The 25,002-nt window shown below is 73.0% G+C and carries 23 protein-coding genes and 2 tRNA genes; 8 read left to right on the top strand and 17 right to left on the bottom strand.

The annotated features are described in order from the left end of the window. Positions 1 to 8: 8 nt before the first annotated feature. The 3 genes from QQS16_RS16950 to QQS16_RS16940 all read left to right on the top strand — a co-directional run bounded on the left by QQS16_RS16950 (position 9) and on the right by QQS16_RS16940 (position 2,482). Positions 9 to 1,118 (top strand): SPFH domain-containing protein, encoded by a 1,110-nt coding sequence (locus QQS16_RS16950; RefSeq protein WP_286062589.1) that lies wholly within the window; start codon positions 9 to 11, stop codon positions 1,116 to 1,118. Between the two features lie 131 nt (positions 1,119 to 1,249). Further along, a complete protein-coding gene (locus QQS16_RS16945; protein ID WP_286062587.1) occupies positions 1,250 to 1,855 on the top strand; it encodes a lytic polysaccharide monooxygenase auxiliary activity family 9 protein in 606 nt (201 codons plus the stop codon). 165 nt (positions 1,856 to 2,020) lie between these two features. Then, positions 2,021 to 2,482, top strand: coding sequence for a DUF3592 domain-containing protein (locus QQS16_RS16940; RefSeq protein WP_286066354.1), 462 nt, complete (start codon positions 2,021 to 2,023; stop codon positions 2,480 to 2,482). 78 nt (positions 2,483 to 2,560) lie between these two features. Here QQS16_RS16940 and QQS16_RS16935 read toward each other — a convergent pair. The 6 genes from QQS16_RS16935 to ehuB form a co-directional block, all read right to left on the bottom strand. Next, positions 2,561 to 2,634, bottom strand: a tRNA-Lys gene (locus QQS16_RS16935). A gap of 97 nt (positions 2,635 to 2,731) precedes the next feature. Further along, positions 2,732 to 3,490: an IclR family transcriptional regulator gene (locus QQS16_RS16930; RefSeq protein ID WP_286062585.1), complete on the bottom strand. Its 759-nt coding sequence runs from the start codon at positions 3,488 to 3,490 to the stop codon at positions 2,732 to 2,734. Positions 3,491 to 3,743: 253 nt separating this feature from the next. Further along, positions 3,744 to 4,514 carry an ectoine/hydroxyectoine ABC transporter ATP-binding protein EhuA gene (gene ehuA, locus QQS16_RS16925; protein WP_502963912.1) on the bottom strand — a complete coding sequence of 257 codons (771 nt, stop codon included), beginning with the start codon at positions 4,512 to 4,514 and terminating at the stop codon, positions 3,744 to 3,746. Positions 4,515 to 4,548: 34 nt separating this feature from the next. Next, positions 4,549 to 5,202, bottom strand: coding sequence for an ectoine/hydroxyectoine ABC transporter permease subunit EhuD (ehuD, locus tag QQS16_RS16920; protein ID WP_286062583.1), 654 nt, complete (start codon positions 5,200 to 5,202; stop codon positions 4,549 to 4,551). Then, positions 5,202 to 5,930, bottom strand: coding sequence for an ectoine/hydroxyectoine ABC transporter permease subunit EhuC (ehuC, locus tag QQS16_RS16915; protein ID WP_286062582.1), 729 nt, complete (start codon positions 5,928 to 5,930; stop codon positions 5,202 to 5,204). Before ehuC ends, ehuD begins: the two co-directional genes overlap by 1 nt. Next, on the bottom strand, positions 5,927 to 6,853 hold the full coding sequence (gene ehuB / locus QQS16_RS16910; protein ID WP_502963803.1) for an ectoine/hydroxyectoine ABC transporter substrate-binding protein EhuB: 927 nt from the start codon (positions 6,851 to 6,853) through the stop codon (positions 5,927 to 5,929). The genes ehuC and ehuB overlap by 4 nt, the downstream gene beginning before the upstream one ends. Before the next feature lie 164 nt (positions 6,854 to 7,017). Between ehuB and QQS16_RS16905 the strand changes: the two genes are divergently transcribed. Then, positions 7,018 to 7,512, top strand: coding sequence for a DUF3830 family protein (locus QQS16_RS16905; RefSeq protein ID WP_286062580.1), 495 nt, complete (start codon positions 7,018 to 7,020; stop codon positions 7,510 to 7,512). On the opposite strand, the gene QQS16_RS16900 is transcribed toward QQS16_RS16905, so the two are convergent. Both QQS16_RS16900 and QQS16_RS16895 read right to left on the bottom strand, forming a co-directional pair. Next, a complete protein-coding gene (locus QQS16_RS16900) occupies positions 7,493 to 8,884 on the bottom strand; it encodes an amidase (RefSeq protein WP_286062579.1) in 1,392 nt (463 codons plus the stop codon). The two genes, QQS16_RS16905 and QQS16_RS16900, sit on opposite strands and share 20 nt — an antisense overlap. A 19-nt stretch (positions 8,885 to 8,903) precedes the next feature. Then, on the bottom strand, positions 8,904 to 9,875 hold the full coding sequence (locus QQS16_RS16895; protein WP_286062577.1) for a D-2-hydroxyacid dehydrogenase: 972 nt from the start codon (positions 9,873 to 9,875) through the stop codon (positions 8,904 to 8,906). Positions 9,876 to 10,072: 197 nt separating this feature from the next. Between QQS16_RS16895 and QQS16_RS16890 the strand changes: the two genes are divergently transcribed. From QQS16_RS16890 to QQS16_RS16880, 3 genes are all read left to right on the top strand, one after another. Next, positions 10,073 to 10,894: a maleate cis-trans isomerase family protein gene (locus QQS16_RS16890; RefSeq protein ID WP_286062575.1), complete on the top strand. Its 822-nt coding sequence runs from the start codon at positions 10,073 to 10,075 to the stop codon at positions 10,892 to 10,894. Continuing rightward, complete coding sequence (locus QQS16_RS16885; RefSeq protein WP_286062573.1) at positions 10,891 to 11,622, top strand: maleate cis-trans isomerase family protein; 732 nt, start codon at positions 10,891 to 10,893, stop codon at positions 11,620 to 11,622. Before QQS16_RS16890 ends, QQS16_RS16885 begins: the two co-directional genes overlap by 4 nt. Positions 11,623 to 12,434: 812 nt before the next feature. Continuing rightward, on the top strand, positions 12,435 to 13,529 hold the full coding sequence (locus tag QQS16_RS16880; RefSeq protein WP_286062571.1) for an LLM class flavin-dependent oxidoreductase: 1,095 nt from the start codon (positions 12,435 to 12,437) through the stop codon (positions 13,527 to 13,529). Positions 13,530 to 13,554: 25 nt separating this feature from the next. Here the strand turns inward: QQS16_RS16880 and QQS16_RS16875 are convergent, their stop codons facing one another. Next, complete coding sequence (locus QQS16_RS16875) at positions 13,555 to 15,363, bottom strand: putative bifunctional diguanylate cyclase/phosphodiesterase (RefSeq protein WP_286062569.1); 1,809 nt, start codon at positions 15,361 to 15,363, stop codon at positions 13,555 to 13,557. 313 nt (positions 15,364 to 15,676) lie between these two features. Between QQS16_RS16875 and QQS16_RS16870 the strand changes: the two genes are divergently transcribed. Continuing rightward, positions 15,677 to 16,939: a M6 family metalloprotease domain-containing protein gene (locus QQS16_RS16870; protein WP_286062568.1), complete on the top strand. Its 1,263-nt coding sequence runs from the start codon at positions 15,677 to 15,679 to the stop codon at positions 16,937 to 16,939. A gap of 157 nt (positions 16,940 to 17,096) precedes the next feature. Here QQS16_RS16870 and QQS16_RS16865 read toward each other — a convergent pair whose 3' ends face one another. The 8 genes from QQS16_RS16865 to QQS16_RS16830 all read right to left on the bottom strand — a co-directional run bounded on the left by QQS16_RS16865 (position 17,097) and on the right by QQS16_RS16830 (position 24,892). After that, a complete protein-coding gene (locus tag QQS16_RS16865) occupies positions 17,097 to 17,684 on the bottom strand; it encodes a sigma-70 family RNA polymerase sigma factor (RefSeq protein WP_286062567.1) in 588 nt (195 codons plus the stop codon). 661 nt (positions 17,685 to 18,345) lie between these two features. Continuing rightward, on the bottom strand, positions 18,346 to 19,233 hold the full coding sequence (locus QQS16_RS16860) for an SGNH/GDSL hydrolase family protein (protein WP_286062566.1): 888 nt from the start codon (positions 19,231 to 19,233) through the stop codon (positions 18,346 to 18,348). Between the two features lie 296 nt (positions 19,234 to 19,529). Continuing rightward, complete coding sequence (locus QQS16_RS16855) at positions 19,530 to 20,240, bottom strand: DUF4232 domain-containing protein (RefSeq protein WP_286062565.1); 711 nt, start codon at positions 20,238 to 20,240, stop codon at positions 19,530 to 19,532. Positions 20,241 to 20,584: 344 nt separating this feature from the next. After that, positions 20,585 to 20,658, bottom strand: a tRNA-Lys gene (locus QQS16_RS16850). Beyond that, positions 20,649 to 21,263 carry a bifunctional DNA primase/polymerase gene (locus tag QQS16_RS16845; RefSeq protein WP_286062564.1) on the bottom strand — a complete coding sequence of 205 codons (615 nt, stop codon included), beginning with the start codon at positions 21,261 to 21,263 and terminating at the stop codon, positions 20,649 to 20,651. The genes QQS16_RS16850 and QQS16_RS16845 overlap by 10 nt, the downstream gene beginning before the upstream one ends. Before the next feature lie 145 nt (positions 21,264 to 21,408). Beyond that, positions 21,409 to 21,777, bottom strand: a complete 369-nt coding sequence (locus tag QQS16_RS16840) for a DUF8844 domain-containing protein (RefSeq protein ID WP_286062563.1) — start codon at positions 21,775 to 21,777, stop codon at positions 21,409 to 21,411. A gap of 191 nt (positions 21,778 to 21,968) precedes the next feature. Then, positions 21,969 to 23,306 (bottom strand): AAA domain-containing protein, encoded by a 1,338-nt coding sequence (locus tag QQS16_RS16835; protein ID WP_286062561.1) that lies wholly within the window; start codon positions 23,304 to 23,306, stop codon positions 21,969 to 21,971. Next, positions 23,303 to 24,892, bottom strand: coding sequence for a hypothetical protein (locus QQS16_RS16830; RefSeq protein WP_286062560.1), 1,590 nt, complete (start codon positions 24,890 to 24,892; stop codon positions 23,303 to 23,305). Before QQS16_RS16830 ends, QQS16_RS16835 begins: the two co-directional genes overlap by 4 nt. Positions 24,893 to 25,002: the final 110 nt, after the last annotated feature.

Below are 25,002 nucleotides of genomic sequence, written 5' to 3'. Positions count from 1 at the left end.
AGGCACGCATGAGTACGACCACGTCCCACACCCCCGAGTCCGAGGGGCCGTCCCGGCCCGCTCGGCTCATCCAGAACGAGTCGACCACCGAGATCCCCGTCCATCTGCTGTTCCGTGACGACCCCGACCCGGTGTCGGTGCCGCTGAGGCCGGCCGTGGTGGCACGCCGGCAGGGCATGGGGGAGCAGCCGCGCCTGCGGCGCCCGGCGCCCGCGAGACCGAGCCCCGTGATCGAGGTCGACCCCGCGCTGGGGGAGCGGCCCGCACGGGTGCTGCCGGGGGCGGTGGGCGTGTTCGCCGGCGCCTGCGGGCTGGCCGGGGGAGTGGCCACCTCGTGGTGGGCGGGCGTGCTGCCGCCGCTCGCGGTGCACGCGCTCGGGCTGCCGCGGTACGCCGGGGCGGGCCTGGGACCCGCGCAATGGGCGGTGTACGCCACGGCCGGCGCCCTCGCTCTGTTCGGCTTCGGCGGGCTGGCCCGGGGACGGACCGGGCGGGCCTGGGTGCTCGGGCTGTTCGGCCGCTACCGGGGCACGGTCCGGCGCACGGGTCTGATGTGGGTCAACCCGCTGGTGCTGCGCCGCCGGGTGGACGTACGGCTGCGGCACTGGCGCAGCGAGGCGATGCCCGCGGCCGACGCGAGCGGGGTCGCGCTGCGGGTGGTGGCGCTGGTGGTGTGGCGGGTGCGGGACACCGCGCGGGCGACGCTGGGTGTCGAGGACCACGAGACGTATCTGCGCGCGTGCGTGGAGGCGGCGCTGGCCCGGGTGCCGGTGGAGACGCCCGGCTCCGGGCGGTGTTCCGGTGACGGGTCGGGGGAGCGGCTGACCCGGCTGGTGGCGGCGGACGCCGCACCGGTGGGCCTGGAGGTGTTCGCGGTGCAGCCGTTGCGGGTGGAGTACGCGCCGGAGGTCGCCGCCGCGATGCACCGCCGCCGGATCGCCGCGCTGGACGCCCAGCACCGGGCGAGCGTGCTCACCTCGGTCGTGGACTCCGTGGAGGACACGGTGACCCGGCTGACCATGCGCGGGCTGGTGGAGCTGGACGACTACGAACGCAAGGCGCTGGTCAAGGACCTGACGGTGGCGTTCTGCGCGGGACGGGGAGAGGCGGGGCGGTGAGGGAGGCCTTGGCCGAGCGATCTCGGTGATTGGTATGGACATGTTCAACCAGCGCCCATAACCTGAGACTTGGTCTAGACCTACCCTGCACGGCTCACTGAAACTCCCCCACGTTCTCCAGGAGCGGCAGCATGCGCAAAAAGACCAAGTGGTACGCCGCCGCGCTCGGCCTCGCGACGACCGGAGCGCTGGTGCTCTCGTCCCAGGGCGCGAGCGGCCATGGCTACACCGACCTCCCCGTCAGCCGTCAGAAGCTCTGCCAGAACGGCACCGTGACCAACTGCGGCAACATCCAGTGGGAACCGCAGAGCGTCGAGGGCCCCAAGGGCTTCCCCGGGTCCGGGCCGGCCGACGGCCGGATCTGTTCCGGCGGGAACGCGCCCTTCGCCCAGCTCGACAGCCCGAGGACACCCTCGGGCGGGGCCTGGCCCGCAACCAAGGTGACCGGCGGACAGAGCTACACCTTCCGCTGGCAGTTCACCGCCATGCACGCCACGACCGACTTCAAGTACTACGTCACCAGGCCGGGCTGGAACCAGAGCCACAACCTGGCCCGTTCCGACCTCAACCTCACCCCGTTCCTGACCGTCCCCTACGGCGGCCAGCGACCCCCCTCCACGCTCTCCCACAGCGGCACCCTGCCGTCCGGGCTGAGCGGCCGTCATGTGATCGTCGCGGTGTGGACGATCGCCGACACGGCCAACGCGTTCTACGCCTGCTCGGACGTCACGTTCTGACCCGGCCGGACGGGAACCGCGTGCGCCGGGAGGCTCGGTTCCGGCGCACGCGGACCCCGGAGGTCCGCCGTGACCTCTGAGCTTCGCTTGAGACAGCGCGGCTTCCCCCGAGGGTAGGTTCCCCGTACGCCGCCGAGCGTGACGGCGCTGGAGATCGGGGGATCCATGGAAGCGTTCTTCTACGTCGTGCCGTCGCTGATGATCGGGATCGCGGTGTTCGCCGCGGTCACGGTGGTCCGGCGCGCCCGGGACGTCAGCGACGCCTGGAACAGCGGCCTCACGGCGGAGGCGCGCTGTCTGCGGACATACACGACGACCAGTGGCGGCGGTGACAGCGCCGTGCACACGAGCATGCACCACGTCTACGAGTTCGCCACGCGGGAGGGCCGCGTCGTCCGGTTCGACGAGACGGGCGGCCGGGGGACGATCGTCGAGGGGGACATCGTCACGGTGCGCTACGCGGCGGACCGCCCGGAGCGGGCCACGGCCAACGCGCCGGCGCCCGGGAGGCTGGCGGCCGGCACGGGCTGCGCGCTGGTGTTCTTCGCGGTGCTGGTCCTGTTCTGCCTCGGGTTCATGGCCGTGGTCCACATGATGTTCGAGGTGGCCGGCGACGCCCTGCCCTAGCCGGCGCGGCCCGGGCCGCCCGTGAGCGGCGGCCCGCACGCGAAGGGCCCCCCGCTGCTGCGAGGGGCCCTTCGTCCGTGCGCCGCCAGGGACTCGAACCCCGGACCCGCTGATTAAGAGTCAGCTGCTCTAACCAACTGAGCTAGCGGCGCATGACTCCCGCCGTCCGCCTTCGGCGGTCGACGACAGAGAAAATACTACCCGGCCCACAGGGGTGCTTCCGACCACCCCCGGGGGCGGACGGGTGGACTAGATCGCCAGGGACAGCAGCACCGGGGCCGCGCCCCGGTTCAGCCGGTCCGCGGCCTGGCGAAGGCGGTGGGCGTGCTCGACCGGGAGGGACAGGGCCAGGCAGCCGACCGAGGAGCCGGCGGTGATCGGGACGGCCGCGCACACCGTGCCGACCGCGTACTCCTGGAGGTCGAGGTGGGGCACGGTCGGCGGCTGGGACTCCAGGCGGGAGAGCAGCAGCTTGTCGCTGGTGATGGTGCGCGAGGTCAGGCGGGCCATCTTGTGGCGGGAGAGGTGGTCGCGCCGGCCGTTGTGGTCGAGCTGGCCGAGCAGGCTCTTGCCGATCGCGGTGGCGTGCGCGGAGTAGCGGAAGTCCACCCACTCGTTCACCGCGGGCGTCGCGGGGCCGGCTGCGTACTGGGTGACGTCGATCTCCCCGTCGACGTACCGGCTGATGTAGACGGCGGCGCCGACCGAGTCGCGCAGTCGGTCCAGGGTGCGCTGGAGCTTCTCGCGCAGGGCCTGGTCGCGGTCCTCGGCGGAGCCCAGACGGCTCAGGGCGGCGCCGCTGACGTAGGCCCCGTCGGCCACCTGCTCGACGTAGCCCTCGCGGCGCAGCATGCGCAGGAGCGTGGTCAGGCGCTCCGGGCTGAGGCCGGTCAGGGTGGCGAGCCGGCTGTCGGTCACTCCGGCGGTGTGCCGTGCCACGGTCTCCAGGACGCGCAGCGCGTCCTGCGTCGAGTGGTACGGCGCGGTCGGCTCGTGCATCAGCGCCACGGTGTTCCCCCTGCGCTCGCTCGGTCGCTCTACAGCTGGGCCGTAATCCGGACAGCGAATCCCTTCCACGATAACGGCCAAGAGGCCTGCGGGGAGGGGATGTTGCCGAGTTTGTCGGTGCTGTCCGGACCGCTCAGCAGCGGAGAACGACACTGGCATATGTCAGTGGCAAGTTCTGCGGCAGTGGGACGGTGCGCCCCGGCGCGGGCCCGTCCGGCCCGCCCGCCCCGGGGCCCCGGGGCGCCGCCGGCGTTCAGAGCACGGCGCTCAGGAACTGCCGGGTGCGCTCGTGATCGGGTTCGGTGAACATCTTCTGGGGTGAACCGGACTCGATCACCCGGCCCCCGTCGAACATCAGGACGTCGTCGGAGATGTCGCGGGCGAAGTTCATCTCGTGGGTGACGACGAGCATCGTGATGTCCGTCGTGTGCGCGATGTCCCGCAGGACGTCCAGCACCCCGGCCACCAGTTCGGGGTCGAGCGCGGAGGTGACCTCGTCGAGCAGCAGGACCTGGGGGCGCATGGCGAGGGCGCGGGCGATGGCGACGCGCTGCTGCTGGCCGCCGGACAGCTGGGTCGGGTACTTGTCCGCGTGCTCGGTCAGGCCGACCAGGTCGAGCAGCCCGCGGGCCCGCTCCTCGGCCTCGTCCCCGGACAGGCCGAGGACGTGCACCGGGGCCTCGGTGATGTTCCGCATGACCTTCATGTTGGGGAAGAGGTTGAACTGCTGGAACACCATGCCGATGTTCTTGCGGACCTCGCGGACGTGCTTCTCGCCGGCCGGCACGAGCTTGCCGGCGCGCTCCTCGTGCGTGAGGTACTCGCCGCCGACCCTGATGGTGCCCTCGTCGGGCGTGGCCAGGGTCATCAGCAGCCTCAGGATCGTCGTCTTGCCCGAGCCCGAGGGGCCGATCAGCGTGACGTGCTTTCCGGAGGAGACGGTGAAGTCCAGCGAGTCCAGCACGGTGTTGGTACCGAAACGCTTGGTGACCTTGTCGAAGCGGATCAGCTCGCTGCCGTCCACCGCGGGGTTGCCGGTTTCTTTCGAGAGGCTGCTGTCAGCGGACAAGGCGACGCTCCAGGACTCGCAGAAGGACAGAGGTGGGATACGAGATCACGATGAAGAGCACACCGACGACGGTGATTGGCTCCATGTAGTCGAAGGTGGTCGCGCCGATGCTGTTGGCCTCGAAGAGCATGTCGGCCACGGTGATGGCCGAGAGCATCGGCGTGTCCTTGAACATCGCGATCACATAGTTGCCGAGGGCGGGCACCACCCGCCGGAAGGCCTGCGGCAGGATGACGGCGAGCCAGGTGCGCCCGCGCGGGAGACTCAGTGCGGTGGCCGCCTCCCACTGGCCCTTCGGGACCGCGTCGATACCGGCGCGGTAGACCTCGGCGGTGTACGTCGAGTAGTGCAGTCCCAGGCCGATGACACCGGTGGTCAGCGCCCCGAAGGTCAGCCCCCAGCCCGGCAGGACGAAGAACAGGAAGAACAGCTGCACCAGCAGGGGCGTGTTGCGGACGAACTCGACGAGGACACCGACCGGCCAGGTCACCCAGCGGGACGGTGAGCGCAGTGCCATCGCCCACACCAGACCGAGGGCGAAGGCCACCAGTGAGCCGAGCAGCGTCGCCTGGACGGTGATCCACAGCCCGTCGAGGAGCTGCGGCATGATGTCGCCGACGTAATCCCATGACCAGGTGTTCATCAGTGGCCACCTCCGACGGCGGACGGCTGGGCGCTCTGCCTGGAGACGGACAGCCGGCGAGAGAACCAGCCGCCCGTCTTCGGTGCCTGGCCGATCGACGCCTTGGCGCGGCGCTCCAGCACCCGCATGACCCGGGTGACGACGAACGCGATCACGAAGTACATCACCAGGATGATCCCGTAGACCTGGGCGCTCTCCCCGGTGGAGAGCCGGGCGAGCTTGGCCTGGAAGGTGAGTTCGCCGATGGACAGCAGGGAGGCCAGCGCGGTGCCCTTGAGCAGCTCGATCAGCAGGTTGTTGAACGGCGGCATCATCTCCGGCACCGCCTGCGGCAGGATCACCTTCCGCATCCGCTGCCAGGGCGTGAAGCTCAGCGCGATCGCCGCCTCGCGCTGCGCGGGTGCCACCGACTGGAGCGCGCCGCGCACCACCTCGGAGCCGTAGGCGCCGTAGGAGAGGCCGAGGGCGAGGGTGCCCGCCCAGATGCCGGCGAGCTGCCAGCCGAGCAGGGGCAGCGCGAAGAACAGCCAGAACATCAGCACCAGCGCCGAGGTGCCGCGGAAGAACTCCACGTAGACACCGGACAGGAAGCGGACGATCCACAGGCGTGAGGTGCGTGCCATGCCGATGCCGAAGGCGACGGCGGCCGCGAGCACCGCGCTGTAGACCATCAGCTGGACGGTGATCCACGCGCCTTTGAACAGGAGTTCCCACAGAGGCCCGGTCATTTCTTGCAGAGCTCCTCTGCGGTCAGATCCGTCATGAACTCCTCGGTGAAGCCGAAGGGCTTGGCGATCCGCAGGAGTTCGCCGCTCTGTTTCATCTTCCGCAGCTCACGGTTGAAGGCGTCCCGCAGGGCGGTCTCGCCCAGCCGGAAGCCGTAACCGCCGCCGTCCCGCTGCGGCTTGCCGTCGACCTCCGGAGTGAACGGATCGGTCATCCCCACCTTGGGGTGGGCGCCGGTCCTGAGGGCCTCGATCATGGTGAGGGCCGTACCCGCGAAGCAGTCGATACGCCCCGCCTCGAGCGCCTCCATGCCGGCGATCTGGTCGCCGTAGGTCTGGATGCCGCTCTCCTTCACGCCGTTGGCCACGGCGTAGTCGAACTCGGCGTAACCGACGCCGGTTCCCATGCGCAGGCCCTGCTCGGCGACGTCCTGGTAGGACGTGATCCCGTCCGGGTTGCCCTTGGGGACGAGGAACCCGTCCTTCGACTCGTAGTCCGGGTCGGAGAAGAGGACCGCCTGGCAGCGGCTCTTGTTGATGAACATGCCCGCGACGATCACATCGAACTGGAAGGAGAGCAGCCCGGGGACGAGGGAGCCGAACTCGACCGGTACCGGTTCGAAGTCCTTGACGCCCAGCCGCTGGAAGACGGTCCGGGAGACGGCCGGCGCCTCGCCGGTGAGCTTCCCCTGGGAGTCGATGGAGGCGTAGGGGGGCTCGCTCGCTATGCCCATGCGCACGGTGCCCTTGCGGCGCAGGTCGTCCAGGAGATGACCGCCGTCGGTCGCCCCGGTGACGTCGACCCGCGCGCATCCGGCGGTGCCCAGCGTGCCCGCCGCGCCCACCGCCGCCGCCCCGGCGAGCAGCGAGCGGCGGCGGAGTCCTCTTCGGTTGCTTCCTGTCATGTACGCCTGTGGTGGAGCCATGGGCGCGCGCCTACCCCGGCGGGTCACCGCCATACCGGGGGTCCGGGGCGGTGGATGTGGAGGGCGTGTGGCGATATCGGGCGGTGACCACCCGCGCATACCGGGGGAGGTGTTCTGCTGGAGGGAACCCGACCGCCACCGTCAGCACCCGCACAGGAGGCCGAATGGCCGACCGTCACATCGAAGTCTCCCTGCTCAGGAGGGGAGTCCACTGCACGGCGACACTGCTCGACGAGCGGGCGCCGCGCACCTGCGCCGCGGTGTGGGACGCCCTTCCGCTGGGCGGCGACGTCTACCACGCGAAGTACGCGCGCAACGAGATCTACGCCCTCTTCCCGCCGTTCGCCGAGAAGGAGCCGCCGCTGGAGAACCCGACGGTCACCCCCATCCCCGGCGACCTCTGCTATTTCTCCTTCGCGGGCGCGGAACTGGGCACCAAGGCGTACGGCTACGGCGCCGACGTACGCCCCGGCACCACCGTCGTCGACCTCGCCCTCTTCTACGAACGCAACAACCTGCTGCTCAACGCGGACGTGGGCTGGGTCCCCGGCATCGTCTGGGGCCAGGTGACCGAGGGCCTCGACGCGATGGCGGAGGCGTGCAACGACCTGTGGCGGACCGGGGCGGCCGGGGAGACGCTCAGCTTCCGGCGGGTGTGACCCCCGCCTCGTCCAGCGCGTGCGCCGCGCGCAGCACGAGGTCGTCACGGTGGCGGGCGGCCACGAGCTGGAGACCGATGGGCAGCCCGTCGCCGTCCGTCCCCACCGGGACGGAGACCGCCGGCTGCTGGGTCAGGTTGAAGGGGTACGTGAACGGCGTCCAGCCCGTCCAGCGGCGGTGGCCGGAGCCCTTGGGGACCTCGGCGCCCGCCTCGAACGCGGTGATCGGGAGGGTCGGGGTGACCAGCAGGTCGTAGAAGTCGTGGAAGCGGCCCATCCGGCGGCCCAGCTCCATCCGGACGTCGACCGCGGCCAGGTAGTCGAGGGCGCTGTACCGGGCGCCCCGGTCGCGGATCTCCCGCAGCCCCGGGTCGAGCGACTCCCGCTGCCGCGGCCCGAGGTGCTGGGTCACCCGGGCCGCGCCGCTGAACCACAGGGTGTGGAAGGCGTCCACCGGGTCGGTGACGTCCGGGTCGGCCTCGGTGACGTACGCGCCGAGGTCCGCCAGCCGCTCCACGGCCCGCCGTACCGCCGCCGCGACCGCCGGCCGCACCGCCACCTGCCCGCCGAGGGACGGCGAGTAGGCGATCCTGAGCCCCCGCACCCCGCCGGACAGGCCCGCCGAGAACGGGCCGGAGGCGGGCGCGAGCGCCGACCAGTCGCGGGAGTCGGGGACACCGATGACGTCGAGGAGCAGCGCCGCGTCCGCCGCGTCCCGGGCCATCGGGCCCACGTGGGCGAGGGTGCCGAACGCGCTCGCCGGGTACAGCGGCACCCGGCCGTACGTCGGTTTCAGGGCGAAGATCCCGCAGAACGCGGCCGGGATACGGACGCTGCCGCCGCCGTCGGTGCCCAGCGCGAGCGGGCCCGCGCCGAGGGCCACGGCCGCCGCCGCGCCGCCGCTGGAGCCGCCCGCGGTACGGGTCGGGTCGTGCGGGTTGCGGGTCACGCCGGACAGCGGGGAGTCCGTGACGCCCTTCCAGCCGAACTCCGGGGTCGTGGTCTTGCCGAGGAAGACGGCGCCGTGCTCGCGCAGCCGGGCCACGGACGGGGCGTCCTCGTCCCACGGGCCCCGCTCCGAGATCGTCCTGGAGCCCTTGAGGGTCGGCGCGCCCCGCAGCAGCAGGATGTCCTTCACCGTGACCGGGACACCGTCCACCAGCCCCGCCGGTTCCCCGCGCCGCCACCGGTCCTCGGACGCCCGCGCCCGCGCGAGGGCCTCGTCCGCGAAGAGGCGGACGAAGGCGTTCACCGCCGGCTGGACCGCCTCCGCGCGGTCCAGGGCCGCGCGGGTCGCCTCCACGGGGCTGAAGTCGCCCGCGCGGTAGCCGTCGAGGAGTTGCAGTGCGGTGAGTTCGTCGAACTGCGTCATCCGGCCCCTCCGTAGGACGTCAGTGTCCGGGTACGTACCCGCGCTTCTTGTCCACCACGTTCGGCAGCGACCGGCCGGCCTCCCAGCGCTCGTAGAACTCCACGAACTGGGCGGCCAGTTCGTCCCGCCAGCCGACGGTGTCGCCGCTCATGTGCGGGGACACGATCAGGTTCGGCACCCGCCACAGCCCGCTGTCCGGCGTGAGGGGCTCGTGCTCGAAGACGTCCAGGGCCGCGCCCGCGATCCACCGCTTGGTCAGCGCCTCGACCAGGGCCTCCTGCACGACCAGCTGTCCCCGGCCGATGTTGATGAAGCGGGCGGAGGGCTGCATCACGCCGAAGCGGCGGGCGTCGAACATGCCGTGGGTCCGGTCCGTGAGCGGCGCCGCCGCGATCACCCAGTCCGCCCCGGCCATCAGCCGGTCCAGGTCGTCGGGGCCGTGCACGCCGGTGCGCGGGGTGCGGCCGACGAGCGCGGCGGTGACGCCGAGCGCCTTGAGCGTGGCGACGATCGCCCGGCCGATGGGCCCGGCCCCGACGACGCACGCGCGGGTGCCCGCCACCCGCTGCGACTCACGGTGGAGCCAGGTCCCGCGCCGCTGCAACTCCCAGGTCCGCGGCAGGTCCTTGGCCATCGACAGGACCAGCGCGGCGACGTACTCGGCGATCGGCTGGTCGAAGACACCGCGCGCGTTCGTCACCACGGTGTCGGACGCGGCGAGTTCGGGGCACATCAGATGGTCGACGCCGGCGCTCGCCGTGTGCACCCAGCGCGGTCGCGGCCCCGCACCGGGCCAGGCGCGGCGCACCGCGTGCGAGGTGAAGTCCCACACCAGCAGCACGTCCGCGTGCGGAAGCCGCTCGGCGAGGGTCGACTCGTCCACGTGCTCCACGCGGGCCCGGCCGGTGAGCCTGCCGAGGCGGGGGAGCGGATCGGCGTCCAGGACCAGGAGGGTGGGGACGGGCGGGGGACCGGAGGGGGGAGCGGTCATCTGCGAGCCATTCGGGAAGCCGGTTCTCCGGCGGTGACGGCCGTCTGACGTGGGCGGACACAAGCGGGTGACCGAGGCGTGACGCGGGCGTCACGAGGGCGGATTGACCACGCTCGCACCCGAACCTACCTTCGTCAACACGGGCATGCGCACAGTCCGTTGTCCCCTGGTCCCTCAGCGTGAGGCCGGTGTCTGCCATGGACGTTTCCTTTCTGGGGGGCCCACGGCCTCAGCGCGGTGTCGGGGTCGTCGCCCCGTTCGACTTCGCCCTCGACCGCGAGCTGTGGCGCTGGGTGCCCGACGAGGTCTCCCTGCACCTGACCCGGACGCCGTACGTCCCGGTCGAGGTCAGCCTCGACCTGGCCCGGCTGGTCAGCGAGCACGAGACCCTGCACGACGCGGTGCGCACGCTGACCGCGGTCACGCCCGAGGTGGTGGCCTACGCCTGCACGTCCGGCAGCTTCGTCGGCGGCATCGCCGGGGAACGGGCGATGTGCGAGGCGATGACCCGGTCGGGCGCGCTGCCGTCGGTGACGACCTCCGGCGCCCTGCTGGAGGCCCTCACGGAACTCGGCGTACGGCGGGTGGCCCTGGTGACGCCGTACACGGTGTCCGTGACCCGCGCCCTGGAGGAGTACGTGGCGCAGGCGGGCGTCACGGTCGCCGGGTGCGCGTACATGGATCTGACCAGGCACATCTGGAAGGTCCCCTACCGGGACGTGGCGGACATGGCCCGCCGGGCCGCCCGGGACGGCGCCGACGCGCTGTTCATCAGCTGCACCAACCTGCCGACGTACGACGTCATCCCCCAACTGGAGGCGGAGCTGCGGATCCCGGTGATCTCGGCCAACCAGGTCACGATGTGGGCGGCGCTGCGCCGACTGGGTACCCGAGCGGTGGGACCGTTCCAGGCGCTGATCGATCCGGCGGCACGGTTCGGTCCCGCACTGCCCGACGTTCCGGGACTGCCGGACGCACCGGCACTGCCGGACGAAGAACAGCAGGAAGGCTGGACATGACCGCACTGGGATTCCTCTATCCGGGCCACTCCGCCGAGGACGACTACCCGCGCATCGAGCAGTTGCTCGGCAGCGACGTCCGGCTGGACCTGGTCCACACCGACATGGGTGAGGACGCCCACCGGGTCGACGCCCTGCTGGAGATGGGCTCCGCGGAGCGGCTCGCGGCGGGCGTCGGGGAACTGCGGATGTCCGGCGCGGAGTCGGTGGTGTGGGCCTGCACCAGCGGCAGTTTCGTGTACGGCTGGGAGGGCGCCCACGAGCAGGTACGCGCCCTCGCCCTGGCGGCGGGCATGCCGGCCTCCTCCACGTCCTTCGCCTTCGCGCACGCGGTGCGGGAGTTGGGGGCGAGCCGGGTGGCGGTCGGCGCGACCTACCCCGACGACGTGGCGTCGCTGTTCGCGGAGTTCCTGCGGGCGGCCGGGGTGGAGGTGACCGCGGTCCGCGGCGCCGGGATCATCACGGCGGCGGAGGTCGGGACCTGGGGGCAGGAGGAGGTGTTCGCGCTGGCCCGGGAAGCCGACAGCGTGGACGCGGAGGCGGTGCTCCTCCCGGACACGGCCCTGCACACGGCGGCCCACATACCCGCCCTGGAGAAGGAACTCGGCAAGCCGGTGCTGACGGCCAATCAGGTCACGGTGTGGGAGGCCCTGCGCCTGGCGGACCGCCGGGTCAACGCCCCGGCCCTGGGCACGCTCTTCACCAGGGAGCCCATCGTCCAGGCCTAGACGTCCGGCCCCGGACGCCCGCCCCCGGTGGTCGTGAGGCGCCGGGGCGCGGGCGGCAGCTGAGGGCCGTCCGGTCGCGGGCCGGGTCGGCTCCGCCTCGGTCGGCAGGGGCTCGCATCGGCGGGTCATCCGACTCCGGTGGTCGTGGGGCGTTGGGGTGCGGGCGGCAGCTGAGGGCCGTCCGGTCCCGGGCCGGGTCGGCTCCGCCTCGGCCGGCAGGGGCTCGCATCGGCGGGTCACCTGACTCCGGTGGTCGTGGGGCGTTGGGGTGCGGGCGGCAGCTGACGGCCGTCCGGTCCCGGGCCGGGTCGGCTCCGCCTCGGCCGGCAGGGGCTCGCATCCGCGCTTCACCCGGCCCGGTGGGCGTGGGCCGCCCCCTCGCGCATTGCCCGGTCCGGTGGGTGTGGGCTGCCTACTTGCGCGTTACCCGGTCCGGTGGCCCCGAGGCCGCCACCCTCGCATCACCGGGCCCGTGGGCTTGAGGCCTCCGCCCGAGCATCACCGGGCCAGGTGGCGCGGGCCGCCCACCCGCGCACCACTCTGGCCCGTGGCCTCAAGGCACCACTCGGCCCGGTGGCCGTGAACCGCTCACCCGCGGACCACTCGGTCCGGTCCGTGAACCGCTCACCCGCGCATCAGCGCCCCGGTGGCCGTGAACCGCTCACCCGCGCATCACCGGCCCCGGAGGCCGTAAGCCGCCCGCCCACCACCCCGCCCGGTGGCCGTGAGAACCCATCGGGACGGAATAAGCGGGGACCCCCTCCTGTTAACCCCCGAGGACACCGTACGGCCATACACAGGAGGCACCCACCGTGACCGCAACGCCAGACGACATCCGGGGGACCAGCCACGGCACCGCCCCCGCCCCGCTGTCCGTCCTGGACCTGGTCACCGTCGGCGCCGGCCGCACAGCCACCGACGCCCTGCGCACCAGCGTCGCCCTGGCCAAGCTCGCGGAGTCCCGCCGCTTCCACCGCTACTGGGTCGCCGAACACCACTCCATGCCGGGCGTGGCGTCCAGCTCTCCCGCCGTGATCCTCGCCCACCTGGCCGCCCACACCACCCGCATCCGGCTCGGCTCGGGCGGGGTGATGCTGCCCAACCACGCCCCGCTGGTCATCGCGGAACAGTTCGGCACGCTCGAGGCCATGGCTCCGGGCCGGGTGGACCTCGGGCTCGGCCGGGCCCCCGGCACCGACGGCGCCACCGCCGCCGCCCTGCGCCGCACGGACCGCCTCGACGAGGCCGCCGACGACTTCCCGCAGCAGCTCGCCGAACTCGTCCGCTTCCTCGACGACGACTTCCCGGACGGGCACCCCTACCGCCGGATCCACGCGGTCCCCGGCCCGGTCCAGGCCACCTCCCCCGGCGGTGTGCAGTCACCGCACCGCCCGCCCGTCTGGCTCCTCGGCTCCTCCGGTTTCAGCGCCCGCCTGGCCGGCACCCTCGGCCTGCCCTTCGCCTTCGCGCACCACTTCTCGGCGCAGAACACCGTCCCGGCCCTGGACCTGTACCGGGAGTCCTTCCGGCCCTCCGCCGTCCTGGCCGAGCCGTACGCCCTCATCGGCGTCTCCGCCCTGGCCACCGAGGACCCGCGCGAGGCGCGCCGCCAGGTCATGGCCGCCGCGCTCAGCATGATCCGGCTGCGCACCGGCCGCCCCGGGCTCGTCCCCACCCCCGAGGAGGCCGAGACCTACGAGTTCAGCCCGATGGAGCGCGACTTCGCCGAGTCCTGGAACGCCAACGTCATCCACGGCACCCCCGACGAGGTCCGCTCCGGTCTCGACGACCTCCACAAGCGCACGGGCGCCGACGAGCTGATGATCACCGGCAACGCCCACAGCGGTGACGTCCGCCTGCGCTCGTACGAACTCATCGCGGACGCCTACGGACTGCCCACCGCCTGACCCCGGGGCCCGGTCGCCGTCCTGCTCACACCCGCACTCCCAGCAACCCGGAGATACGATCCGGCGACACCGGCCGCGAGTACAGCCACCCCTGGCCGGTGTCGCAGCCGATCCGCCGCAGCCGGGCGGCCTGCGCCGACGTCTCCACGCACTCCGCGGTGACCGTCAGCCCGAGCCGGTGGGCGAGCTGGATCATCGCCTCGACGACGACCTCGTCGGCCGGGTTCGGGGGGACGCCCTCCCCCTCGTACTGGAAGCCCCGGACGAACGAGCCGTCCAGCTTCAGCACCTTCACCGGCAGCCGGCTGAGGTAGGCCAGGTTCGAGTAGCCGGTGCCGAAGTCGTCGATGGCGATGTGCACGCCCATGTCGCTGAGCGCCTGGAGCGCCTGGAGCGGCCGGCCCGCCGAGCCCATCACCGCCGACTCCGTGAGCTCCAGCTGGAGGAGATGCGGCGCCAGGCCCGTCTCCGCGAGGATCTCCGCCACGTCCGCGACCAGGTCGGAGTCCCAGACCTGGCGGACCGCCACGTTGACGCTCACGAAGATCGGCGGCTCGTCGGGGTGGTCCAGCTGCCACTGCCGCGCCTGACGGCAGGCCGTGGCCAGAACCCAGCGGCCGAGCTGCACGATCGAGCCGTCCTCCTCGGCCAGTCCGATGAACCGATTCGGCGTCAGCACACCGAACTGGGAGTGATTCCAGCGGACCAGCGCCTCGACGCCCCGCAGCCGGCCGTCCTCCATCCCCACCAGCGGCTGGTACTCCAGCACGAACTCGCCGCGCTCGATCGCCGGCCGGAGGGTGGAGGCGAGGGCCTGCCGGGTCATGCGGTGGGCGTTGCGCTCCGGGTCGAACAGGGTCCAGCGGGCCTTGCCGTCGGCCTTGGCCCAGTACAGCGTGGTGTCGGCGGCCTGCATCAGCCCCGTCGCGCTGGTGCCCGCCGCCTGCCGCTCCACCACGCCGATCGAGGCCGACACCGACAGCCGCTGCCCGGACAGGTCGAAGGGCGCCTGCACCGCCTTCTGCACGGCCTCGGCGAGATCGGCGAGCTGCTCGGTGCCGGTGGAGTCCTCGACCAGGAGCGCGAACTCGTCACCGCCGAGCCGGGCCACCAGCGGCACGCTGACCCGGCCGCGCCCGGCCTCGTCGGCGCAGCGCCTGAGCCGGTCGGCGACGGCGGCCAGCAGCCGGTCGCCGACCCGGTGGCCGAGCGTGTCGTTGACGGCCTTGAAGCCGTCCAGGTCCAGGTAGCACAGGCCGACCCGTCCGGTGCCGCTCGGCTCGTACGACTCCGCCTCCAGCGCGGCCGAGAGCCGTTCGAAGAACAGCGCGCGGTTGGGCAGCCGGGTGACCGGGTCGTGCATCTGCAAGTGCCGCAGCCGCGCCTGTAGTTCACGGCGGGCGCTGATGTCGGCGACGGACAGCAGGACCGTACCGGGCCCGTCTCCCCGCAGGGGAGCGACCGTGACCTGCACCCACAGGGACTGGCCGTCGGAGTGCTTGAGCCGGCGGGTGCAGCGCAGCCGGGCCTGCCGGCCGCGCAGGACCTCCCGGTAGGCGTGCCAGGTGCGGGCGTCGGAGGCCAGGTCCACCAGATCCGCGGCGATCCGTCCGGCCAGCGCGTCGGGCGCGCTGCCGAGCAGGTCCGCGAAGGCGGTGTTGGCGCCGACGACCAGGCCCTCGCGGTTCACGACGGCCATGGCGAGCGGGGCGGCCGTGAAGACCGACCGGTAGGTGGAGGGGTCGGCACCGGGCGCCGTGAGGTCATTACTCTCTGTGACGGCTGACCGGTCGAGGTCTGCCGCGGGCGTCGGCCCTTCGGACGTTCCGCTCACCGCTCGCTCCCGCAGTGCACTCGATCGCTGTCCGGCAGGAAAGTGTGCCGATCATAGAGGCTGCCCCAAGGGCCTTCCAGCCACTGTCCAGTGTCCCGGACCGAGCGGCCTTTCTGACAGATCGTTTCTGCTCGGACTGTGGACGGCTTCTACAGGCGTCTGACCAGTTGTGACGTTCCGTGAGCGGTTCGGGGGTGTCGCTTCTGACGGGCCTTCGGCCCTCTCACTCGTCTGGTGCAGATAAACAGGGCTTAGTACGACTAAATCCCACAATCTGGGTGCGGTGTCCCGTGAACCGCTTCCGGAGGTCCCTGTGCCGCGTCCGTTCCCGCGCCCCCGACTGCGCAGCACCGCGGCCGTGTTCACCACCCTGGCCGCCCTCGTGGCGACCTCCCTCGTCACCGGACCCTCCGTCGCCGAACCGTTCTCGGCGACACCGTGCGCCCTCCACCGCACCGAGGCCCACCACTCGGAGGGCCTGGACACCTGGAACGCCGCCTATCCGCAGCCGACCCGCGAGCTGGACGCGGTGATGGTCTTCCTGTCCTTCCCCGACTCCACCCCGCTGACCAGCCCCGTCCAGCTGGTCGCCGACCACTTCCCGGCCACCACCGACTTCTTCCGGCGTGCCTCCTACGGCAGGTTCACCCTGCGCCCGCACCCGCTGCGGCACTGGATCCGGATGCCGCGCCCCTCGGCCTCGTACGCCATACAGCGCGACTGGAGCGCCCCGCACCGCGCCGCCTACCTGCGCGACGCGCTCGCCGCGGCCGACGGGCAGGTCGACTTCTCGCGCTACGACGTCGTCTACTTCGTCGCCGACCCGGACGCGCCCGGCGTGGACTCGGACGCGACGAAGGTGGTGAACCTGGACATGCCGCTGCGGGCCGACGGCACGGACATCCGCCGGGTCGTCACCGTGTTCGAGCAGCACCCGCCGGACCGGCTGGTTCTCGCCCATGAGACCGGGCATGTCTTCGACCTGCCGGACCTGTACCGCCGGCCGGTGGACGGCAAGGGCGACTGGGACACCCACGTCGGCGACTGGGACCTGATGGGCAGCCAGTTCGGGCTGGCCCCGGACCTGTTCGGCTGGCACAAGTGGAAGCTCGGCTGGCTGGAGCCGCGCCAGGTGGCGTGCGTACAGCAGAGCGGGCCGACGCGGCTGACGCTGGAACCGCTGGGCGCGGGGCCTGGGGTCCCGGCCGTGGGCACCGCCGGGGCGCCGGCCTTCGGGCTGGGCAGCGGGACCAAGCTCGCCGTCGTGCGCACCGGCGCCGACAGCGTGCTCGCCTTCGAGGCGCGCGGACCGGTGGGCAACGACACGGAGGCCTGCCGGCCGGGCATCCTCGTCTACCGGGTGAGCGGCGCGGCGGAGTCCGGCCGGGGCCCGGTCGAGGTGCTCGACGCCCATCCGCGCACCGACGCCTGCTGGGAGAACTCCGTCTACCCGCCCCTCGCGGACGCTCCGGTCTCCCTCGGTGAGAGCTTCACGGTGCCCGGCGAGAACGTCCGGGTGGAGGCGGAGGGGCAGACGGCCTCGGGGGCCTGGACGGTGAAGATCACGGTCGGTTAGCCGGCGCGGGACGGCCGACCGCCGGAGCCGCCTCGCCCCCTTCCGCGCCAAGCCGCCCACCGACCTGGCCCAGGTCCTCGGCCCGCTCGCCGAGGGTGAGCTCGTCCCCAGGCCGCCGCGCGCGTCCCGCTCACCGGGGTACCGGTGGCGCGAGCACTCAGCCGAGGACGCCGCGGGCGAGCAGGGCACGCTTGAGCGCGCGCATCGCGTAGTAGGTGCGGGACTTCACCGTGCCGTGCGGAATGCCCAGGCGATCGGACACGTGGTCCACGCTGTGCCCGTGGAAGTACATGCTGTGCAGGATCTCGCGTTGCTGGTCGGTGAGGTCCGTCAGCGCCTCCCTCACCACCTGGGCGGTCAGTACGCGGTCCGTGTCGTCGCCGACCGGGATGACCACGTCGTCCAGCTGGTGCGGGACGGGGGGACGCGCGGCTCGGGCCCGGTGCTCGTCGATCACCAGGTTCCGCAGGACCCGGAAGAGCCAGGGACGTATGCCCTCCGGGGAGAGGACGAGCGAGGGGCCGTGACGCCAGGCCCGAACGGCGGTTTCCTGCACCAGGTCCTGGGCGCGGTACCAGTCGTGGTCCAGTCGCCGGGCCGCGTAGGTCAGCAGAGCCGTCCCGTGCTCGGCGTACAGCTCGCGGACGAACCGTTCGGCGTCCGCGGCCGCGCACCGCGCGGTGGTCCGCGGGGCCGCTTCGCCGGCTCGCTCGGCGGCCAGGGCAGTCGCCTGCTGGGTGCTCATGATGTTTCCCCCTGAGTGATGTGGCGTCCGCCTGCGGGCACCGGGTGACGTCCCCCGATGAGGTGACGTCCGTCGGTGGAAGCCCGGCGCGGCAGTCGCTGCCGGGTGGGTCGCAGGAGCGCGTCGGAGGCCGGCTGCCGTGTCCTCGGCGGCGCGGCGACTGCGCTGTGACCAGCCTGCGGCACCTCTCGTCCCACCTGCGACGATCATCGGGAATCAGGAATGGCTGGAACGCCGAAACGGCGTCTCACCTGGGGAAACGCGGGCTGCTTGGGACGGCGGTACGGGACGGGGGTGTGGACGCGGGTGTGGACGCGGCACAGGCCCTGCGCCCGCCCGCCGGATCGCGCGCGGGACAGGGGACGACGGCCGGGGCGGGGCGGCGGACTCCCGGCCGAGCGGCCCGCGTGCGTGCGGCGCGGGCGGGCCGGCACGGCGAGGCCGGCCGAGGCCCCCACGGTGCTGGCGGGACCGGCGCCGCGGGAGGGAGAGCGAGCGGCGTACCCCGCGCCGGTGGCGTGGCACCGTGCCGGAACCACCGGTGTGCGGATCGGCGGACCGGACTGCACCCGGCCGTCGTACCGGTGGTCGCCGACCGGGATCAGGGGACGCCGAAGCGGCCCGTGCCCGAGGCGCGGGCCGCCCCTCGTCGCCGTGCTGCCTACGGCTCGAGGATCTGGTCGAGCGCCGCGGTCGCCATCATCAACTGGCCGTAGGTGTTGGGATGGGCCGCCATGGAGCCCGGGGCCGGAGTCAGGGACTCGATGAACCGCCGGTGGCGGGGCTGGCACATGTCGTAGCCGACGGTGGGCGAGTAGGTGTCCGCGTAGGACACGCCGGTGCCACCGGCGGCGGCCCGACGGGCCAGCGCGCGGTTGAGTTTCTGCGTCGTGTCCCGCAGGAACGCGAAGTCCTGCCGGGCGAAGGGCACTTCCGCGCAACCCACACCGTTGTCGGGGAAGAGGGCCGGGTAACCGACCACGACGATCTTCGCGTCCGGGCTGCGCCGCCTGATGTCGGTGATCGTGTCGCGGACGCGGCCCTCCACCGTGTTGATGCGCTCACCGAGCACGTCCTTGCCGGTGGTGAAGTGCTTCCTGCACGGACTGCCGTCCGGGTCCGAGGATTTCACCAGCACGCAGGTGGTTAGTACGCCGGTGAAGCCGACGTCATTGCCACCGATGGTCAGGGTGACCAGCTTGGTGTTCGGCGTCAGCGCGTTGATCTGCGGCGGCTTGGACCCCTGGGCGTTCCAGATGTGGCGCGTCGTGGCACCGCTGCACGTGACGTCCTTGAGCGCCCGGTTCTCGCCGGCGGACGTGCCGGCGATGATGGAGGGGTAGCCGGCCGCGGTGCGGTCGCACGCGGTGTCCTTCACCCCTGACAGGCCGGCTCCCGAGGCGTAGGAGTCGCCCATGGCCACGTAGTTGGGGCCGTCGCCGGCCGCCTGCGCCGGCGCCGCGAGGGAGAACAGGCTCGCTCCGGCCATGGCGGTCACCGCGGCGGCCCGGCACACGCCGGACAGCCGCCCTGAGTTCTGCGTCATCATGCCCCTGAAAGATGGTGGGTCGGTGGTCCGGCCCCCGCGGACGCGGGCCCGGCGCGGACGGAAACCGTGACGGTTCCGCCCCCGGAGCCCGCTGGTCGGCCGGATGGGTGCGCGCTGTGTCGGGCACGCCCGGCCACGGGGCTCCTTCGTGGACAACGTGGGCCCCAGGGCCCCGGTTCACCCGGTACGACGGGAAGTGCGCGGCCCGCGGCGGTCGCGTCCGCCGGGCCTTCGGGATCACCCCGGCCTGTGCGGGGCCGGTCGGCGGGGCGGTCGTGGTTCAAAAGGGGCGTGGTTCAGGAGGTGAACGGGACGGCGTCGGCCGGGTTGGTGTGCCAGTTGGTCGTGAGGGGCTTGTCGACGACGACGCTGCCGACGTTCAGCGAGAGGGGGTGGGGGTCGTCCTCGCTGACGGAGACGATGACCGTGCTGTACTCCGTGCCGGTGTCGCCGTTGGTGCTCTTCGGGGTGACACCCGCGTACGCCGTCCTGCCGCCGCTGAGGGTGATCTCCTCGCCCGCGACCTGCTCGGCGGGGTCGGCCTGCGTGCCGCCGGAGCCGAAGGCGAAGACGGGCAGACCGGCGGGGAGCACACAGGTGATGCCGGACCTGGCCTTGACGCTGACCAGGTAGTAGCCGCCGGCCTGCGTCATGGGCCTGGCGGACCACTGGAGGTCGTTGGTGCCGCAGCCCTGGTCGTAGCCGCTCTTGTCGGCGGCGTCGGAGTCACCCGAGGACGACTGGGACGACGAGGACGACGTGCCCGACGTGCCCGACGTGCCCGACGAGGACGTGCCCTCGGCCTTGTCGCCGGTGCCGCCGGTGCCGCCGTCCCGCGCGGCGCCCGGCGTGGCCGTGGCGGTGGTGGCCTCGGCCGTGGGGGAACCGGAGGAGGCCGTCCCGGTCTTCTCGGCGGCGCCGGTCGAGCCGCCTTCGCAGGCGGTCATGAGCAGTCCGGCGCTCAGGGCGGCGGAGACGACGAGGGCGGTGCGCAGGCGGCGGTTCATGTCGGGTGTTCCTCTCGGTCGGTCGGCGAGCGGTCCGCGGCGTGCCTTGCGGTTCCGCGTTCTCAGCCAGCACGACGGACCACCCCGCCGACGGGTTCGACGAGCGCACCTGATCAAGACACCCTCGTCACGCCGCTGTGACAAACGAAGTCCGGATCCTCCGTCACCGGCCGCGGAGTGAACCGGGGCGGGGATCCGCACGTTGAGATGAGCCACCGGGAGTGTCACCGGGAGACGTCACCGGACGGCCGGCCGCCGTCCGCACCCGGCAGTCGCACATTCAGGTGGGGGACAGCGCTCATGCGAAAGGCCCCCCGCCTGAGCGAGGGGCCTTTCACTGTCTGTGCGCCGCCAGGGACTCGAACCCCGGACCCGCTGATTAAGAGTCAGCTGCTCTAACCAACTGAGCTAGCGGCGCCTGCTGACGTCGTAGACATTAGCACCCTGATCGGCGGGAGGAAAAATCGATATCCGCACGACCGCGCGGGCCGCCCGGACGGCCGCCCAGAGGAGGATCTCCGCACCCGGCAGCCAGGGGCGGCGGGTGTCCGGGGCGACCAGCCAGCGCACGGCGGACCTGCCGGGGGAGCCGCCGGTGCCGCTCGGGGCGGGGACGGTCACCGCGTCGCCGGTGCCGTGGCACACCAGCGGCGGGATGGCGCCCGTACGGCCGAACTCCTCCCAGCGCAACAGGGAGGGCAGCCGCTGTGCCGTGCCGGGCGCGGCGAACAGCAGCATCCTGCCCCGGAACACGGCGACCGGCCCCGAACCCGGTCCGTCCGCCCACAGCCGGTCGATCATGCGACGCCCGAATACGGCGGGCGCCCCGACCACGTCGAAGGCGGAACCACAGGGCAGCACGACCGGCGCGTCCGGCCGCTCCGCCCACAGTGCCAGGGTGCTGCGCGGAGAGGCCGCCGCGGAGGCGAGCCAGGCGGCGCCGTCCGCGGTGACGCCGGAGACGTCGAAGCGGTCCTCGCGGTGAAGGGAGAACGGCGGTTGCTGATTCCGTGGACTGCTCATGCCTCTACGTCTACGGGCTGTGAGCGCCCGGATTCGCCGGGTTGCCGGAAAACGGGACGCGGACGGACGGGAGGGAGTATCTTGCCCGCCTGGCATATGCCTGGGTAAAGGGCGTCCCCGTGGGGGCCCAGCGGCCCCGGGTGTGTCACACCGGGTCGGCGGGCCCGCGGCCCTCCGTGCCGCCCCGCATGAGATCCCGGCCGAACTCGACCATCTTCTTCGCGTAGTCCTCGGTCCACTCGGCCCGCTCCGCGATGTCCGCCGCGGTCAGCCGGTCGAAGCGCCGGGGGTCGGCCAGCTGGGCCGCCGCGATGGCCTGGAACTCCACGGCACGGTCGGTCGCCGCGCGGAACGCGTGCGTGAGTTCCGTCGCACGGTCCAGCAGGGCGCGGGGGTCGTCGATCGACTCCAGATCGAAGAAGTGCTCCGGATCGGCGGCGGCCTGCGCGGGCTCGAAGAGCAAGGGCGCGGGGCGTAGCCGCGGTTCGTTCCGACGCGGCGTTTGCTCCGCCATGTCTTCTCCTCCTCGTACGTCAGGGATGACCCGTCTGGTTCGGGCCACCGTCCATTCTCCCGCGTCCGCGCAAGGGGGCCTGGCGCGTCCGGCGGTGCCGGTGCCCCTGGACACGCCTCAGGTGTCAAGGCCTCCGCCGCACGCGATGTTCCCGCGACGCCCCCGCCCGCCACGCCATCCGCTCCCTCCACTCACGGCCGCCACACCACCCGGTGCTTGCCCAGGTGCGCCAGTACCGCGTGGTTCGCCTCCCAGCCGTCCGGGAACTTCACCACCGTGCCCAGCTGGACCGGTTCCGTCGACGGGTAGTCGTCCAGGAGGTCGGTGACGCCCGCCCGGCAGACCACGACGCACGCGTGCCGGTGCCGGGAGGCCAGGACGCACAGGCGGCCGGTCTCCAGGTGGAACGCGGTGGCGTCGGGGCGGCCGGAGAGGGGGTGCAGGACGACCGTGACGTCGTACTCACGCCCCTGTAGGCGGTTCGCCGTGTCGACGGTGACGTCCGCCACGCCCAGTTCGGTGAGCGCCGCGCGGACGGCCGCCGCCTGGTCCCGGTGGGCCGTGCCGACCGCGATCCGGTCGGCGGTCAGCGGGGTGGGTTCGGGCGAGCGCTCCGACACGGCCGCCCCGCCCCGGTCCAGCAGCCGGCGGACGACCGCCGCCACGGCCCGCACCGCCTCGGGATCCGTCCGCGGGGTGTGCCGCGCGGGCAGCTCCAGCAGACCCCAGCCCGACTCCGCGGCCTCGTCGATCACCTTGTCCGGGCCCGAGCCGTCCGACGGGACGGCGAACGCGAGCCGCCGGTCGTCGTGGCCGGTGCCGCTGCGGAACGGCGTGTACGGGTAGAAGGCGTCCGAGACCAGGGGCGCCGCCGACGCCGGGAGCCGCCAGGACACCGGCAGGCGGTGCTGCGGCAGCTCGGGGTTGTGGGCGAGCAGGGTCGACACGGCGGAGGCCGAGGGGTCGTACGACAGGCCCGCCCACTGCTCGCTGCCCACGATCGCGAATGGGTCCAGCTGGCCCGGGTCGCCCACGAACAGCGCCCGCTCGAACAGGCTGGCCACGGCCAGCAGCGCGTCGGAGCGCATCTGGTAGGCCTCGTCGACGATCGCGTGCCGCCACGGCTCGTCGACCTTGACGTGCCCCCACTTGGCGGCCGTCGACAGCACCACCGCCAGCCCGCCGAGGTCGCCCGCCCTGGCCGACTTGCGTACGTTCGGCAGGTCGTCGAGCGCCGTGTCGTACGGGTCGCTGTCGCTGCTGTGCAGGCGGCCCACCGGCAGGTCGGGGTTCTTCTCCGCGAGCCGCAGCACCAGGTCGTCGACCTGGGCGTTGGTCTGCGCGACCACCATCAACGGACGTCCGGCCTCGGCGAGTTCGAGGGCGGCCCGGACCACGAGCGTGGACTTGCCGGCGCCGGGCGGGGAGTCGACGACGACACCCCGGTGCGTGCCGTGCACGGTGTCGTGCAGGATCGCCGTGGTGGCCCGCGTGGCCTCGGTACCGGGGTCGAACACCTGGCTCGTCACAGGACGTCCTCCGGGGTCACGGGGTCGGGATCGGGAACCGTCGCCTCACCGGGCGGCCCGCCGTGCGTCCACGGGGTGTCCTCCGGGTCGGGCAGCTTCGCGCCGCCGCGCTGCTCGTGCTCGAAGAGGGTGAAGCAGAGCCGGTCGCCCTTCTCCGGCACCGAGCCGGGCTCGGGCTCCTTGCCGCGGCCCATCTTGTCGACGATCCGCAGGACCAGCAGATCCTCCGCCTCCAGGCCGACGAACTCGGCGGCCTGCGGCCTGCCGCCCAGCGAGCGGTACACCCTGGCCCGTTCGCCCAGGTGCGGCCGGTCGTCGGTGCGGACCGTGACCAGCGGGCGGGGGCTGGGCCGCTTGCCCTCGCTGTACGCCATCACGACATCGGTGACCTCGCCCGCGAACGCCTCCCCGGCCAGCCGCCGCCCGGCCATCACCAGCGGGTCGTCCAGCGACTCCTGGGCCTCCAGGCGGGCCTGTTCGCGCTCGCGCGCGGCGAGCTTGTTCGCGGCGGTGACCGCGTCGTCGCGGCGCGGCTGCGGGGGCTCGCCGGCCAGGACGCGGTCGCGGTGGGCCGTGAACGACCAGCGGTCGCGGGTCCACCGCTCCTCGACGTGGGCGCCCTCCGGCAGCGCCCGCAGCAGGTCCAGACCCCGCCACACCGCGTCCCAGGTGGGCCGCGTCCGGCTCTCCACCAGGGCGCGCAGCTCGCGCTCGGCGGCGGTGAGGATGCCGAGCCGGTCGTCGGCCTGTAGGCCGTCCTCGGCGGCGGCGAGGGCGAGACGGGCACGGTCGTACCGCTCGAAGGCGGGGGCGAGGAGTTTGTTGTCGAACGCCGGGTCGGTGGCCGGGCCGGCGGGCGGGCACAGCAACTGGCCGTCCGCGTCCCGCTGGAGCTCCGCGCGCAGGGCCGCCTCGGCGCCGGACACGCCCTGCGGCGGGTCGATCCAGGCGAGCAGCGCCCCCAGGTGCTGGTCCTCCAGCGTGGACTGGCCCGTCGCCCAGTGCCGGGCCAGCACGTCGGTCATGGCCAGCAGCAGCGAGGAGCCGGGCACCCGGGCCCGCTCCCCGAAGTGGGTCAGCCACCGGCCGAGCAACGGCAGCCGGGGCGGCGCGGGATACGGGGTCTCCGGGTCCTGCTCCGCCGTACGCCGAAAGCGCATGGAGCGCCCGAGCAGCCGTACGAACTCGACGCCCGCGCGGCTGGGCACGATCAGCTGCGGGGCGTCCGCGCACAGGTCCACCTCGACCTTGACCCGCTTGCCGGTCTCCGGGTCGGTCTCGGTGCGCTCGGCGGCCTCGACGGCCTCGGCGTACGTGTCCACGTACGGCAGGACGACGTCGGCCAGCTCGGCGAGGAACGCGAACCGGAGGTCGCGGTCGCGCGGCTGCGGTACGACCAGCAAGCGCGGCGCGTCCCGGTCCGTGCCCACCAGGGCGCCGAGCGGGGCGCCGGCCTCGCCGGCGGTGGTGAGCGGCACCAGGACGAGCGGCCGCTCGGACAGCCGGCGGTGCCGGACGGTCGCGGCGGGCTGGGCGCGGCCGGCGCGGACGGCTTCCAGCCGGGCGAGGGTGGAGATCAGTGACACGGGGCGTCCTCCGGGCGGGTGGCCCTCCTCGCCGGACCCGTGGGAGCGGCGGGCCGCGACGGCCGCCGCCGCCCGGCCGGGACGGTGGCGGCCCGCGTCCGCGCCGGTAC

Source organism: Streptomyces sp. ALI-76-A (assembly GCF_030287445.1).
Lineage (GTDB): Bacteria > Actinomycetota > Actinomycetes > Streptomycetales > Streptomycetaceae > Streptomyces.
Note: the sequence above shows the minus strand (reverse complement) of the source record. Positions and strands in the feature narration are given on the sequence as shown.